The organism is Dongia sp. agr-C8, from assembly GCF_054658695.1.
In genome coordinates this window covers 1,282,581-1,297,239 of the sequence record NZ_BAAGHZ010000001.1, presented here as the reverse complement: position 1 = coordinate 1,297,239, position 14,659 = coordinate 1,282,581, and the positions used below count along the sequence as shown (strand labels likewise).

The window sequence follows — 14,659 nt, the reverse complement described above, 5'->3', positions numbered from 1 at the left end:
CCTCTCCAACCGGCACCAGATCCCCGGATCACCTCCGGGGATGACGATTTCCTACGACACCATGCTATGGTGCCGCCAGAGGACGCTGGAATCGGGAGCGGAAAATGGCGGAGCGGCCGAAGGCCATCGGGACCAAGCAGATCGAGAACGACCGGGTGATCGTCACCGAATGGCGTTTCGCCCCCGGCGCCGAAACCGGCTGGCATCGCCATGGCCATGACTACATCGTGGTGCCCCTGCTGGACGGCAAGCTCGCGATTGACAACGGCAAGGAGACGATTACTGCCGAGATGAAGGCCGGCGGTTCCTATAACCGCCCGGTCGGGGTCGAGCACAACGTCATCAACGCCAACGACTTCGAGTACGCTTTTGTCGAAATCGAGCTCAAGTCGGCCTGATCGAAAGCCGCGCCGCGGCAAGCCGGGCCCGGCCGAGCCGGAGAAGAAGCACGGCAAGAAGGCCGTGCCCTTCCCGACCAAGGAGCAGGTGCTCGCCTTCATCCGAGAGAGCCCGACACCGGTCGGCAAGCGCGAGATCGCCCGCGCCTTCCAGCTCAAGGGCTCCGACCGTATTCCCTTGAAAGCGCTGCTGAAGGAACTGGAGCGCGAGGGCAATGTGGATCGCGGCCGCAACCGGCGCATGGGCGCGGCCGGCCAGCTGCCCGAAGTTACCGTGGTGCAGATCATCGGCCCCGATGCCGACGGCGATCTCTGGGCGCGGCCGGTCGATCTCCGCCCCGACGATGCCGAGCCCAAGATCCTGGTCATCGAGCAGAAGGGCGAGCGTCACAAGGAGCATGGCCATAAGCCATTGGGTCCCGGCGACCGGGTGCTGGTGCGCCTCACCCGCACCGATGCCGACGAATACGAGGCCCGCCCGATCCGCAAACTGGAGAGCCGCGCCGCCCGCGTGGTCGGCGTCATCACCCGCGCCTCCGACGGCACCTTGCGCATCACGCCGGCCGACAAGCGGCTGCGCACCGAGTTCGCGATCGATGCCCGCGGCCCGCATGGGGTGAAATCGGGAGAGATCGTCGTCGCCGAAGTGGAACCGGGCCGACCAATGGGCACGCCGCGCGCCCGCGTGGTCGAGCGCCTGGGGCGCACCGGCGAGGCGCGTTCGGTCAGCCTGATCTCGATCGCGGCGCACGGCATCCCGAACGAGTTCCCACCGGCAGCGCTGGCGCAGGCGCAAGAGGCCGGGCCGGCGACTCTGGGCAGCCGCACCGACCTGCGCAACGTCCCGCTGGTCACGATCGACGGCGAGGATGCGCGTGACTTCGACGACGCGGTCCACGCCACACCGGACAACGACCCGAAGAATCCCGGCGGCTGGAAGCTGCTGGTGGCGATCGCCGACGTCGCGCATTACGTCCGCGAGGGCGACGCGCTCGACAAATCCGCCCGCGAGCGCGGCAACTCGGTCTATTTCCCCGATCGCGTCGTGCCGATGCTGCCCGAAGAGCTCAGCAACGGCTGGTGCTCGCTCCGCCCCGACGAAGACCGCCCGGTCATGGCGGTCGAGATCGTGATCGATGCCGAAGGCCACAAGAAGCGGCATACCTTCCTGCGCGGGCTGATGCGTTCCGCCGCCCGGCTCACCTATGAGCGCGCGCAGGCGGCGATGGACGGCAAGACCGATGCGGTGACGGCGCTGCTGCTCCAACCGGTGATCCAGCCGCTCTACGGCGCCTTCCGCGCCTTGCTGAAGGCGCGCATGGCGCGCGGCACGCTTGAGCTCGATCTCCCGGAACGCAAAGTCCTGATCGACAACCACGGCGAGGTGCAGAAGATCGAAGCCCGCGAGCGCCTCGACTCCCATCGCTTGATCGAGGAGTTCATGATCGCCGCCAATGTTGCGGCGGCGGAAGCCTTGGAGAAGCGTCGCTGGCCTTGCATGTACCGCGTGCACGACCAGCCGGACCCGAGCCGCGTCGAGGCTTTGCGCGAGTTCCTGGAGGGCCTGGAGCTGCGCCTGCCGCGCGGGCAGGTGATCCGGCCGAAGCACTTCACCCAGCTGCTGGAGAAGGCGAAGCGCACGCCATACGCCGACATGATCAACAGCCTGGTGCTGCGCTCGCAGTCGCAGGCGGTCTACTCGCCGGAGAATCTCGGGCATTTCGGCCTGGCGCTGCAGCGGTATGCGCATTTCACCTCGCCGATCCGGCGCTATTCCGATCTGCTGGTGCATCGCGCGCTGATCGCCGCCTACGAGTTCGGGGAAGACGGCCTCGACCGCGAGGTGAAGGGATTCAAGGAACTGGGCGACCATATCAGCGCCACCGAGCGCCGCGCCGCCGCCGCCGAGCGCGAGGCCGTCGACCGCTACACCGCCGCCTTCCTAGCGAAGCGCGTCGGCGAGATCTTCTCCGGCCGGATCTCCGGCGTCATTCGCGCCGGGTTGTTCGTGGCGCTCGACGAGACCGGCGCCGACGGCATCATCCCGGTCTCCTCGCTGCCGAACGACTTTTACGACCATGACGAGACCCGGCATGCCCTGGTCGGCCGGCGCTGGGGCCAGGTCTACCGGCTGGGCGACCGGGTCCAGGTCCGCCTGGTCGCCGCCCAGCCGCTGACCGGCGGCATCACTTTCGAACTCATCGAAGGCGGGGGACAGGACCAGGCGCCGCTAAAGCATCCGCACGGCAGGTCCACCCAGCGGTCCCAGGGCAAGTCCCGCAACAAGCCCGGCCGACCGGCGGGACCGCCCATCCGCTCGCGCAAATCGAGAAAGCGCCGTTAATCTTCTGTGGCAGTCGAGCAACAGTTCGCTCCGCTCCGCTCCCCGCAAGCCGAGGCTTAACGATCCGTAAACGGCTCCCCGCGCTTGATTTCTCTGGGCCGGGGCGGGTATTTGCCGCCGACTGTGGCCAGAATGCACTGGCGGGGGGAAATAATTCTGCTAAAGTTAACGCGACGGGCCGGATCTGGCGCGGATGGGATGTATTCCCTGCCCGAGAACCGGTCGACAGGATTGCGAATGCCTGAAGTGCCTGTGTTGCGTGTGTCCGGTGCCGGGCGGCTGCCCGGAGCCCGCTTCTGCCTGCTGATTTTTGCAGGGGTGGCGCTGAGTCTGTTCGGCTGTTCCAGCGACGGCACCCTCACCCCCGAAGAATCCTCCCGCCAGCTCGACCACGACATGTTCGTGACCGGCTACGAGGACATCGAGGACATCTACGTCACCGAGCCCGATATGGGCGCGCTGGCCCTGGCCGGCATGCAGCAGCTGTCCTCGATCGATCCCGCCGTCGTCGCGCGCCGCACAGGCGACACGCTCGAGCTCATGGTCGACAACCGCACGGTAGAGAGTATCGCCGTCAGCGACGGACTGGACGCGCGGCATTGGGGCGACGTCACCGCCGACGTGCTCGACCGGGCGCGCGAATCCTCCGACAAGATTGCCGGCGCCGCGCCGGAGAAGATCTACGAGGTCATGTTCGACGGCATCGTCGGCAAGCTCGACCAGTTCTCGCACTACGCCTCGGCCGCCAATGCCGCGGATCTGCGCGCGCAGCGCGACGGCTTCGGTGGCATCGGCGTCACCATCTCGGTCGAGGACGGCCAGGTGCGCGTGGTCTCGGTGATGCATTACACGCCGGCCGACCGGCTCGGCATCCACCGCGACGACATCATCATGGAGATCGACGGCACGCCGATCGGCGGCCTGCCGCAGCGTGAGGTCGTCAACAAGCTGCGCGGCCCGGTGGACAGCCGAGTCACGCTGACCTTGCAGCGCAAGGGCCAGGACAATCCCTTCCAGGTCTCGCTGATCCGCGCGCTGGTCGTGCCGGAGACGGTGGCCTATCAGCGCGAGGGCGACATCGCCTACTTCCGCGTCTACAGCTTCAATTCCGGTACCACTGAGACGCTCCGCCGCGAGATCCGTGATGCCAAGGCCGAGATCGGCGAGGACAACATCAAGGGCTACATCCTCGACCTGCGCGGCAATCCCGGCGGCCTGCTCTCCCAGGCGATCTCGACCTCGAACCTGTTCCTCGACCACGGCAAGATCGTCTCTACGATCGGCCGCAACCCGGACAGCCACCAGTTCTTCGAGGCGACCGAGGGCGACATCGCCCAGGGCAAGCCGGTCGCCGTGCTGATCGACGGCAATTCCGCCTCCGCCGCCGAGATCGTCGCCGCGGCGCTGCAGGACAACGAGCGCGCCGTGCTTATCGGCAGCAACTCCTATGGCAAGGGCACGGTGCAGAACGTCATGAGCCTGCCGAACAAGGGCGAGATCGCGCTGACCTGGGCGCGCTATCACGCGCCCAGCGGCTACAGCCTGCATCATCTCGGCGTGCTGCCGACCGTTTGCACCTCCGGCGAGAAGGATGCCGGCGTGCTGATCAACGAACTGGCCGCGGGCGAGCTGAAGCAGGTGCCGACCATGAAGCGCAACACCGTGCGGCCCGACGACACCGCCGGCATGGACGCGCTCAGAAAGACCTGCCCCGCCCGGCACGAGACCGATCCGATCGACCTCGAGACCGCGGTGCGTCTGCTCAATCGCCCGACCCTGTTCGCGGACGCGATCCATCTCGCCGCGCCGCCGGTTCAGTCGGCGAGCGATTCCTCGAACAAGGACGACTACACGATCCTGCCCTAGGATCGCCGGCATGACCAAGGTCGTGAAACCGGTGGATGCGGCGGGACTCGTGCTGATTCGCGCGGGCGCCAGGGGTGAGCCCGAGATCCTGCTCGGCCGCCGACATCGCAAGGCCGGCTTCCTGCCCGACATTTATGTCGTCCCCGGCGGCCGGGTCGATGCCGAGGACCATGACCGAAGTGGCTTTGCCGAGACGTTGCACCCCGCCGTCGCAGCCTCGCTGCTGAGCGGCGGCAGCCGTCGCCCCGCCCTCGCCTTCCCGCGTGCCGCCCTGCGCGAGACTCTCGAGGAGACCGGGTTGCTGGTCGGCAATGCCGGCAAGAGGCAGAAGGTCGCGGATATCCCCGTCTGGCAGGCCTATCGGGCGGCCGGGATCGCGCCGGATTTCGGTAGCATCGATTTCATCTGCCGGGCGATCACGCCAGTCACCTCGCCCCGCCGCTACAACACCCGATTCTTCCTGGCAGACGGGGCCCGGGCGGTCGGATCGGTCAACAGCAACGGCGAGTTGGAAGACCTGGCCTGGCGCCCGGTTTCGGCGCTTTCCGGCCTCAATATCGTCGATGTGACGGAATATGTGCTGAAAGAAGCCTTGCGGCGCTGGCAGGCCCGTTCTCCGGCCGGCGCGGAACCGCCTAAACTATTGAATTATAGGAACGATATCATGACGCTCTCGCGACACCGGGCGCGAGGCTAGGGCGTCCCGGCCTTGACAGGGCGAGCTTTATCGCTATTTTGCCGCCAACTTTTGGACCCCGGCCCTTGCAATGGGCTCTTTAGATTTGAGAACGCATCATGGCGAAGCAAGCGACCATCCTGGTGAAGCTGGTGAGCACCGCTGACACCGGCTACTACTATGTGACCAAGAAGAACCCGCGCTCGGTGACCGAGAAGCTGGAGTTCCGCAAGTACGACCCGGTCGTGAAGAAGCACGTCGCGTTCAAGGAAGCGAAGATCAAGTAACACCGCGCCGGCTTTCGCCGGCAGCCGGCTAAAGGGGCGCAACGCGCCCCTTTTTTGATTCCCCTCCCCGTCCTCGGGGAGGTTGGGTGGGGGAGCCCCGCAATGACTGCCTCCGGCGAGCAATGATCTCTTTTTCTCCGCTCGAAGAGCTTCCACTCGGGATCACCCGCTCAGAGATCGACCGCCTGTTCCAGCCCTTCGTCAAAGTGGACGACGCGCTCTGGCAGCTCCGTTTCGCCAAGCGCAACCGCAAGATCTGGCGCCAATACCTGAAGCGCCGCCTGTTCGGCTGGCGCCGCCATGCCCAGCGCCTGAAGGCCGCCGTTGCCCGCGAATACGGCAACGAGTGGCTATCGATCGACCACCGCAGCTACAGCCTCGACGCCGTGCCGGAGAAACACAGCCTCTGGCAATGGGGCAGCCAGCGCAGCCTCGCCAGCAACCGCGGCGGCACAAGGGTGCGCCAGTTGCTGCTGATCCGCACCATCGAGCTGCTGCAGCCCAGGCGCGTGCTCGAGGTCGGCTGCGGCAACGGCATCAACCTGCTGCTGCTGGCCGGCCGCTTCCCGGAGATCGAGTTCACCGGCATCGACCTGACGCAGGAAGGCCCCGCGGCGGCCAGGCGCGTGCAGCAGCAGAACGACTTGTTGCCGCCCTATCTCCAGGCCTTCGCCCCGGTGCAGCTGCACGATCCGGCCGCTTTCAAACGGGTCACCTTCCAGACCGGGGACGCCACGGCGCTGCCCTTCGCGCCGAAGAGCTTCGACCTGGTGATCACCGTGCTCGCCTTGGAGCAGATGGAACGCATCCGCGATCAGGCCCTGAACGAGATCGCCCGGGTCAGCGCCGGCCACGCCTTCATGATCGAGCCGTTCCGCGAAGCCAACGCCTCGGGGATCGCGCGGCGCTACGTGGTCGCCCGCGATTATCTGCGGGCGCGCGTCGCCGATCTTCCGGCACACGGCATGCAGCCTTTGTGGGCGACGACGGATATGCCGCAGGAGGCGTTCCTGAAGGCGGCGGCGGTATTGGCGAAGGTCGGATAGGCCCGTCGCACCCTCGTTTCAATCCACCGGCAGTGGCAGCTGGCTGATCTCGGTCACGAACTTCCTGCGCATCGCGCGCTCGAAGTCGTCGTAACCATGCGCCGGCACCGTGAAGGCCGAAGGCCCGCCGATCACATGCGCCTTGTACCAGGCCTCCAGGGTCGCGGCCTCGTCGCCTTCCAGGATCGGCAGGCCGTTGATGGTGACGTTCTCGGCCACCAGCGCGTCGCGCAGCGCCTCGACCGGCGGGTTGAGGTTGCAGTTGTCGTGGCCGTCCGAGGAGACGTCGATCACCGTGCGGTTGGCCGGCATCGGCAGGAAGGGCAGGATTTTGTCGCCGATCAGCTGCAGCGCGCGCGACATGCAGGTGAACTCGGCGCCCTTGCGCGGCGTCTTGCGCAAGGTGGCGGCGAAGGCGGCGGCGTCCTCGTTGCTCGCGATCAAGGTCCAGGGGATCGCGACCGCGGCCTTGTCCGACCATTCCACCAGGGTGACGAACATCGCGCGGTGCGGGCCGGAGAAGATCGAGCGCTGCACCTCCGGGTCCTCGAAGGCCTTGGCGATGCCTTCCATTTGCAAGGCGAAGCGCTCGTCATTGACCGATTGCGAGACATCGACCGCCAGCACCAGGGCGGTATCGACCATTTCCGGCGCAGCCTTTGCCGCCGGCCCCGCCAGCAGCGCCGCGCAGACCACCATGCCGGCGCTAGTAAGCCGCCTTGTCCCGGTTCTTCGCATCATCCAGTCCCTTGGTCTCGCTCAAGCCTTTGACGCCGCGCAGGATCGTCCCGTCGAGATCGGCGCCGCTCAGGTCCGCGCCGGTCAGGTCCGCGCCGCTGAGATCCGCATGGGAGAGATCGGCGACGTGGAGATTGGCCCCGGTCAGATCGGCGCCGACGAGCTTGGTGAATTGCAGATGGACGCCATGGAGATCGGTGTTGCGGAGCTTGGCGCCGGTCAAATCGCAGCCCGAGAAATCGTGCCAGATCGGCGACTTCAATTGCCCGCGTTTCAAGCCCATATGCGCGTCGGAAAGGTCGGCGCCCCGCATGTTCACGCCGGGCAGCCGCGCCTGGATGTCGCTGCCGGAGAGATCGGCGCCCTCGAAGTTCGGCGCCTCCTCGGGTCGCGGAAACTCGGTGGTCGAATAGGCCGCGACGTCGAACAGGCTGGCATCGGAGAGATTGGCGCCGGCGAAGTTGGTCCGCGTGATGGTGACGCGATCCAGCTTCGCGCCGCTCAAGTCAGCACCGGCCAGATTGGCACGTGACAAATTGGCGCCGAGAAGATCGGCGCCCACCAGCTTCGCGCCCTTGAAGTCGAGGTCGCTCAAGTCGAGTCCGATGAGCTCGGCATGGGAAAAGTCCGGCGGATGGCCCGGCGTCGCCTTCACCAGAGCCTGGCTGATCTGCTTCACGGTCATCGGCTCCGCCGCCGCCGGCAGCAGGCCGGCGAGCGTCAGCGCCACGACTGTGCCGGCGTCAATAAAGCGCCTTCTCCCGGTTCTTCGCCGCATCCAGCCCCTTCGCCTGGTCGAGCCCTATGACGCCCTTCAGGATAGCACCGTCGAGATCCGCACCGGTCAGTTCCGCGCCCGTCAAGTTGGCGCCGGTCAGGTCGGCGCGGCTGAGGTCGGCGCCGGCTAACAGCGCGCCGGTCAAGTTCACGTTCACCATCTTCGCAAAGCGGAGCTTCGCCTGCGGCAGCTCAGCGTAAGAGAGATCGGCACCGGTGAAATCGCTGCCGGAGAAGTCGCTCCAAAGGATCCATTCCAAGCGCGCCCGCCCCTGCTGGGTCTTCAGGTGGCTCATGTTGGCGCCGCGGAAATCCGTACGCGCCAGCGGCGACATGATCAGCGCACCGGAAAGATTGGCCCCGGCAAAGCTCGGCGCCTCCGACCGGGTCATCGAATCCAAGGTCGAATAGGCAGCCGTGCCGTAGAGCGTCGCCTTCTCCATGTTGGCGCCGGCGAAATTCGTGGTGGTGATGATGGTGTGGTCGAGGCTGGCGCCGGAGAGATCGGCGCCGGAGAGATTGGCGCGTGACAGGTTGGCGCCGTAGAGATCGGCGCCGGCCAACCTAGCACCCTTGAAGTCGAGCTCGCTCAGGTCGAGCCCGCCGAGATCGGCATGCGAGAGATCCGGCGCCGAGCCCGGCGCCGCCTTGAATAGGATCTGGCTGATCTGCTTCACGGTCATCGGCTCAGCCATGGCGGTCGCCGCCATGCCAAGCATCAGCACAAGGAGAGTCGCCGATCGAAAGCCGCGCACCGCCATCCACCAACCCGGTTAGACCGGACGACTCTACAAACTCCCCCATCCTGCGCCTAGGTCGCGCGGGAAGTATTCCCGAGAAAGGTGGGAACAAATCCTCCGAAAGAATGAGGGTGTGTCGGGCCCTTGGCCTTAACGGCGCTGCGCGTGCATCAAATGACTGTGTCCCAGCATGCCCACATAGAACAGGCAGGCCAAGGCAAGAAAGAACATGCAGGCTGCAAACATCGAAGTCGGCAGCATATGAGCCGTCCACCGATCGATGACGATGAATAGGACCCCGAATGCGGCAGCCGCAGCCACCTTCGCCCAAACAGGCAGTGGGCCAAAGACATCGACCTTCAGCGGGTTGGGGGCAGTCATCTACAGCAGGCTCGCCGGGTCGGCGACGGCCTGGTTGCGGCCGCCTTCCTTGGCGCGGTAGAGCGCGGCGTCGGCCATCTTGATCAGCTCTTCGCCGGGAATCTCGACGCTGGTCGAGGCGACGCCGACCGAGACCGTGACCGTCAACCCGCCATTCGGCGCGCCATCGACCTGCATCGGTGTCTCGCCCACCTTCTTCACCAGGCGCTCGGCGACGCGCAAGGCCGTCTGCCCGTCGGTGTCCGGCAGGAAGGCGATGAATTCCTCGCCGCCCATGCGGGCCAGCATGTCGATGTTGCGCATGCAGGCGGTGGCGCGCTGGGCGAATTGCTTCAGCACCTCGTCGCCGGCCGCGTGGCCGTAGGTGTCGTTGACCGACTTGAAGCGGTCGAGATCGCAGACCAGCACGCCCATGGTCTTACCGGTCGTAGCCACCCGCCGCATCAATCCATCCAAGTGCCGCATCGCATAGCGGCGGTTGTAGAGGCCGGTGAGGCTGTCGGTCAGCGCCAGGCTGAGGCTGCGCTCGTAGTTGGCACGCAGGCGATCCTGGTAGCGCCGGCGGCGGATCTGGATGCGGACGCGTGCCAGCAGCTCGTTGGGATCGATCGGCTTCATCAGGTAGTCGCTGGCGCCGATGTCGAGGCCCTTGATCAGCCGCGGCATGTCATAGTCCTCGACGATCAGCAGGATCGGCACCTGCCGCGTGTCCTCTTGCGAGCGGAGATGCGAGCAGAGCCGCAACCCGTCCTCGCCCGCCACCTGGATGTTGGTGATGATGAGGTCGTGCCGCGCCTTGGCCGAAGCTTCCATGCCCTTGGCGAGGGTATCGGCGACCTCGACCTTGTTGCCGTCGCCGCTGAGCACGCTGACGATGCGCTGCGCCGCCGGCTGAAAGCTCTCGACCAGCAGGATCTCGGCATTGCGGTCGTCTTCCGGGCCGGGCTCGGCCTCGGCCGTCAGGATGTCGAACTGGCCGGAGGTCTGCTCGCGCATCCGCCATTCGTCCATCATCATCTTCAGGCGGACCAGGCTGCGCACGCGCGCGAACAGTGCCAGATCATTGACCGGCTTGGTGAGGAAGTCGTCGGCGCCGGCCTCGAGGCCGCGCACCCGGTCGCTGGGATCGCTGAGCGCGGTCACCATCACGACCGGCAGGAACCGGGTCTTCGCATTGGCGCGGATCCGGGCGCAGACCTCGAACCCGTCCATCTCCGGCATCATCACGTCCAGGAGAACGATGTCTGGCGCGTTGCGGTTGATGATATCCAGCGCCTCGGGACCGCTGGACGCGGTCACCACTTCGAAATATTCGGCTGCGAGCTTGGCCTCGAGCAGCCGCACGTTCGCGGCTATATCATCGACGACCAGAATGCGTGCCGACATGGCCGCTTACTGCAGGAAGCGATCGACGGTTTCCAGGAACTGGACGACGGAAATCGGCTTGGCGATGTAGGCCTCGCAACCGCCTTCGCGGATCTTTTCCTCGTCGCCCTTCATCGCGAAGGCGGTGACCGCGATGATCGGGATCGATTTCAGGTTGTCGTCTTCCTTGATCCACTTGGTGACTTCCAGGCCCGAGACCTCGGGCAGCTGGATGTCCATCAGGATCAGATCCGGCTTGTGCTGGCGCGCCAGCTTCAGCGCCTCCATCCCATCCTTGGTCTGCAGGATGTTATAGCCATGCGCCTGGATGAGATCGTGGAAGAGCTTCATGTTGAGCTCGTTGTCTTCCACGATCAGAATCGTCTTCTCGGCAGCGCGCTTGCGCTTCTCCTCAAGAGAGAGTGGCTGCTTGTCACTCATGACCCCTCCAACGAGCGCCTTCCGCGGACGCTGCCCCCGCTTCCCCCCTGGACAACCCCAGGGTTAAGACCCTGCGACTGCCAGTGCGGACGCGCCATACACCGCGGCACAAGCCTATCTTTTTGTGCCGCCGAACAAAACCTATACTACGATGATAGTGAATGATTTCTTGCTTTTCAAAGGCCGAATTTACCAAGATGAACGGCCCAAACCATGCGGAATCAGCCGAAACTCCCGTTTCGCCCAGCGAAACCGGCGGCTTCTGCCGTGACTGCGGGAACGATATACCAGCCGCCCCCGCCAGGCCGGGCACAGGGGCGCCCACCGGCGCGACTCGCATCCGCTGCCCGTCCTGCCGCTCGACCCGGATCGCCCGCCATCCCGAGCTCGACAGCCTCGCCATCGCTCATATCGACTGCGACGCCTTCTACGCCGCGATCGAAAAGCGCGACGACCCCAGCCTGCGCGACAAGCCGCTGATCGTCGGCGGCGGGCATCGCGGCGTGGTCTCGACCTGCTGCTATATCGCCCGGATGTCCGGTGTGCGTTCGGCCATGCCGATGTTCAAGGCCCGCAAGCTCTGCCCCGAGGCGGTCGTCGTCCCACCCAACATGGCCAAGTACCGGGAGGTGGGCGAGCAGATCCGCAACCTGATGCTGGAGCTGACTCCGCTGGTCGAACCGCTCTCGATCGACGAAGCCTTCCTCGACCTGACCGGGACGGAGAAGCTCCACCACATGAGCCCGGTCCGGGCGCTGAACCGTCTGGCCCTGAAGATCGAGCGCGAGATCGGCATCACCGTTTCGATCGGCCTCAGCCACAACAAATTCCTCGCCAAGATCGCCTCCGATCTCGACAAGCCGCGCGGCCTTTCGGTGATCGGCCGCGCCGAGACCCTGCGCTTCCTCGCCGACAAGCCGGTCTCGATGATCTGGGGCGTCGGCAAGGTGATGCGCGAGCGCCTGGAGCAGGACGGGATCGCCACCATCGGCCAGCTCCAAACCATGGCCGAGGTCGACCTCGCCCGGCGCTACGGCAAGATGGGCGCACATCTCTTCCATCTCGCCCGCGGCGAGGACAACCGCAGCGTCGACCCCGAGGGCGAGGCCAAGAGCATCTCCGCCGAGACCACCTTCGATGCCGACATCGCCGACCTCGAGGAGCTCTCCAAGGAGCTCTGGCCGCTCTGCGAGACCGTCTCGCGCCGCCTCAAAGCCGCCGAGCTCTCCGGCCATGTCGTGCACCTGAAGCTGAAGACCGCCGGCTTCAAGCTGATCTCGCGCCAGGCGCGGCTCCCCGCCCCGACCCAGCTCGCGGAGACGCTCTATCGCATGGCCCGGACATTGCTGAAGCGCGAGGCGAACGGCACCTATTTCCGCCTGATCGGCGTCGGCACCGATGACTTCCATTCCCCAGAGGACGCCGACCCGCCCGACCTCGCCGACCCCAACGCCGAACAGCGCCGCAAGGTCGAGCGCGCAATGGACGAAGTCCGCCGCAAGCTCGGCGGCAAGGCGATCGTGAAGGGGCGGAGCCTGCGGTAACTCGCTTCGAGCAGACCGCCGGCTCAAGCCCGGCGGTGACGACCATTTCTTTAATCGTCATCCCCGTCCCCGGACTTGATCCGGGGATTGACCCGGGCATCTCGCGCCGACAGCGCTCAGCAGCCGGGATCCGGCAGCAGCTCCAGGGCGCTGAGCGCCGCGCGCAGCTTCAGCGCACCCAGCTCGATGCTGAAGTTGCTGATGACGCCGTTGTCGTAGAGGCGCTGCACCTGCTCGCTATCCGGCTCGGACTCGCTGGTCTGCACGCTGTAGAAGGCGAGCCCGATCGGATAGGAGACATGCCCTTCAAGCTCCGGGAACTTCTTCTGCAAACCCGGCCAGTCCTTCTCGCCGGCGCCGATCAAAGCGCTGGCCATCATCGTATCGACTGACGCGTTGCCGTCGAAATACTCCGCGCTGACGACATTCTCCCCGGCCGCCGCCTTCTCCAGGACCAGTTTGGTATGCGCAACCGGGAACATGGTGCCGGCCGGAAGATCCGCCTCGGCGCGACTGGGCAGGTCGGAGGTGGCGCTGCCCTTGCCTCCGATGGAGTCGAGCCGTGCCTCGCCGCGGAGCTGCTGCAAGGTCTCGCCGCCGGCGCCGTTCTTGATATTGTAGCGATAGGCCAGCCCGTCCTTCGATTCCCACGCGACCTGGCTGATTTCCATGTCGCGGTTCTCGCCACTCTCGGTTGCCATGGCGAACTTGAACTTCAGATCGGTGGCCCAGCCGTCGCAGGCATTCTTCAGCTCGAAGGTCATGACGCCGTCGGCGCTGGTGACCTGGCCGCTGTTGCTGTCCGGTGCGATCGAAAGGACGTAGGTCGCCTTGTGCGCGACCAGATTTGCCCCCGACGAATCCTGGGCGATGGCGATATCAGCCGAAAGGAGGAAGACCGCGGCGCCGAGCGCCGTAGCCTTGCCGAGCAGTCCTGCGCTATCCATGGGGAACCATTGTCGTTTGCGGTGCAATTCAAGCCGTTTCCAGGCAGCCCTGCAACAACCGAAACCGCAAGATTGCGACCTGCATTGCAAGAGCCTGCCGGCCGGCCCCCCGGATCGGCGTTCCGATGAGGGGAAAACCATGGCCAAACCGAAACTGCTCGTGACGCGCCGCCTGCCGCCCGCGGTGACCGACCGGCTCAACGCCACCTATGACGCGGTCACCAATGCCGACGACCACATCATGTCGGCCGACGAAGTGATCGAGAAGGCCCAGGGCAAGGATGCCCTGCTCGTGACCCCGGCCGACAAGGTCAATGCCGCGCTGATCGAACGGTTGCCGGCGTCGGTGAAGATGATCGCCACCTTCTCGGTCGGTTACGAACATATCGACCTCGAGGCGGCGAAGAAGCGCGGCTATCCGGTCTCCAACACGCCGGACGTGCTGACCGACGCCACCGCCGACATCACGCTCCTCTTGATGCTGGGCGCCGCCCGCCGCGCCTATGAGGGCGAGCGCGCGGTGCGGGAGGCCACGTGGAAGTCCTGGTCCACCACCTACATGCTGGGCGTCCACATGACCGGCAAGCGGCTCGGCATCTTCGGCATGGGCCGGATCGGCCAGGCGGTGGCAAAGCGCGCCCGGGCCTTCGACATGGAGGTCCACTATTCCAACCGCAATCGCCTGCCGGCAGACCTCGAGCAAGGCGCGACCTTCCATGCCGATCCCGAGGACCTGCTGGGCGTCTCCGACTTCTTCTCGATCAACGCGCCGGCCAGTCCCGAGACCTTCCACTGGCTGAACGCCGCCCGCATCGCCAAGCTTCCGGACAATGCGATCGTGATCAATACCGCGCGCGGCACGCTGATCGACGATGCCGCTCTCATTGCGGCCCTGAAGTCGGGCAAGCTGTTCTCCGCCGGCCTCGACGTCTTCGAGAACGAGCCCAACCTCAACCCGGCCTATCGCGAGCTTCAGAACGTGTTCTTGCTGCCGCATCTCGGCAGCGCCACGGTCGATACCCGCAACGCCATGGGCTTCAAGGCGCTGGACAACCTGGACGCCTTCTTCGCCGGCAAGCCGCTGCTGGACCGGGTGGTCTGAGCAGCGC

Annotated in this window: 15 protein-coding genes; 8 read left to right on the top strand and 7 right to left on the bottom strand. The window is 65.8% G+C overall.

The window, feature by feature from the left end; all coding sequences use genetic code 11:
* Nucleotides 1-104: 104 nt before the first annotated feature.
* The 6 genes from ACYQ4T_RS05960 (at nucleotide 105) to ACYQ4T_RS05935 (ending at nucleotide 6,617) form a co-directional block, all read left to right on the top strand.
* Entirely contained in the window at nucleotides 105-398 is a 294-nt protein-coding gene (locus ACYQ4T_RS05960; RefSeq protein WP_459851390.1) for a cupin domain-containing protein, read from the top strand.
* The gene (gene rnr / locus ACYQ4T_RS05955) at nucleotides 370-2,742 is read left to right on the top strand and encodes a ribonuclease R (protein ID WP_459851388.1); all 2,373 of its coding nucleotides are present in this window, start codon (nucleotides 370-372) and stop codon (nucleotides 2,740-2,742) included. Before ACYQ4T_RS05960 ends, rnr begins: the two co-directional genes overlap by 29 nt.
* A gap of 237 nt (nucleotides 2,743-2,979) precedes the next feature.
* Nucleotides 2,980-4,608, top strand: coding sequence for a S41 family peptidase (locus ACYQ4T_RS05950; protein WP_459851386.1), 1,629 nt, complete (start codon nucleotides 2,980-2,982; stop codon nucleotides 4,606-4,608).
* Between the two features lie 10 nt (nucleotides 4,609-4,618).
* Nucleotides 4,619-5,305, top strand: a complete 687-nt coding sequence (locus ACYQ4T_RS05945) for an NUDIX hydrolase (protein ID WP_459851384.1) — start codon at nucleotides 4,619-4,621, stop codon at nucleotides 5,303-5,305.
* Between the two features lie 98 nt (nucleotides 5,306-5,403).
* A complete protein-coding gene (gene rpmG, locus ACYQ4T_RS05940; protein ID WP_395020659.1) occupies nucleotides 5,404-5,571 on the top strand; it encodes a 50S ribosomal protein L33 in 168 nt (55 codons plus the stop codon).
* Nucleotides 5,572-5,693: 122 nt separating this feature from the next.
* Complete coding sequence (locus tag ACYQ4T_RS05935; protein ID WP_459851382.1) at nucleotides 5,694-6,617, top strand: class I SAM-dependent methyltransferase; 924 nt, start codon at nucleotides 5,694-5,696, stop codon at nucleotides 6,615-6,617.
* Between the two features lie 18 nt (nucleotides 6,618-6,635).
* Here ACYQ4T_RS05935 and ACYQ4T_RS05930 read toward each other — a convergent pair whose 3' ends face one another.
* From ACYQ4T_RS05930 to ACYQ4T_RS05905, 6 genes are all read right to left on the bottom strand, one after another.
* Nucleotides 6,636-7,358, bottom strand: coding sequence for a DUF1194 domain-containing protein (locus tag ACYQ4T_RS05930; protein ID WP_459851380.1), 723 nt, complete (start codon nucleotides 7,356-7,358; stop codon nucleotides 6,636-6,638).
* A complete protein-coding gene (locus tag ACYQ4T_RS05925) occupies nucleotides 7,324-8,085 on the bottom strand; it encodes a pentapeptide repeat-containing protein (protein ID WP_459851378.1) in 762 nt (253 codons plus the stop codon). The genes ACYQ4T_RS05930 and ACYQ4T_RS05925 overlap by 35 nt, the downstream gene beginning before the upstream one ends.
* Before the next feature lie 13 nt (nucleotides 8,086-8,098).
* A complete protein-coding gene (locus ACYQ4T_RS05920; protein WP_459851376.1) occupies nucleotides 8,099-8,842 on the bottom strand; it encodes a pentapeptide repeat-containing protein in 744 nt (247 codons plus the stop codon).
* A 180-nt stretch (nucleotides 8,843-9,022) separates the two neighbouring features.
* Nucleotides 9,023-9,253, bottom strand: a complete 231-nt coding sequence (locus ACYQ4T_RS05915; protein ID WP_459851375.1) for a hypothetical protein — start codon at nucleotides 9,251-9,253, stop codon at nucleotides 9,023-9,025.
* The gene (locus ACYQ4T_RS05910) at nucleotides 9,254-10,639 is read right to left on the bottom strand and encodes a PleD family two-component system response regulator (protein ID WP_459851374.1); all 1,386 of its coding nucleotides are present in this window, start codon (nucleotides 10,637-10,639) and stop codon (nucleotides 9,254-9,256) included.
* A gap of 6 nt (nucleotides 10,640-10,645) precedes the next feature.
* Nucleotides 10,646-11,059 (bottom strand): response regulator, encoded by a 414-nt coding sequence (locus tag ACYQ4T_RS05905; protein ID WP_379954158.1) that lies wholly within the window; start codon nucleotides 11,057-11,059, stop codon nucleotides 10,646-10,648.
* 197 nt (nucleotides 11,060-11,256) lie between these two features.
* Between ACYQ4T_RS05905 and ACYQ4T_RS05900 the strand changes: the two genes are divergently transcribed.
* Nucleotides 11,257-12,603 (top strand): DNA polymerase IV, encoded by a 1,347-nt coding sequence (locus ACYQ4T_RS05900; RefSeq protein ID WP_459851373.1) that lies wholly within the window; start codon nucleotides 11,257-11,259, stop codon nucleotides 12,601-12,603.
* A 116-nt stretch (nucleotides 12,604-12,719) separates the two neighbouring features.
* Here ACYQ4T_RS05900 and ACYQ4T_RS05895 read toward each other — a convergent pair whose 3' ends face one another.
* Nucleotides 12,720-13,550, bottom strand: coding sequence for an EipB family protein (locus ACYQ4T_RS05895; protein ID WP_459851371.1), 831 nt, complete (start codon nucleotides 13,548-13,550; stop codon nucleotides 12,720-12,722).
* A gap of 139 nt (nucleotides 13,551-13,689) precedes the next feature.
* On the opposite strand from ACYQ4T_RS05895, the gene ACYQ4T_RS05890 reads away from it, so the two are divergent.
* Nucleotides 13,690-14,652: a 2-hydroxyacid dehydrogenase gene (locus tag ACYQ4T_RS05890; RefSeq protein ID WP_459851370.1), complete on the top strand. Its 963-nt coding sequence runs from the start codon at nucleotides 13,690-13,692 to the stop codon at nucleotides 14,650-14,652.
* Nucleotides 14,653-14,659 lie beyond the last annotated feature (7 nt).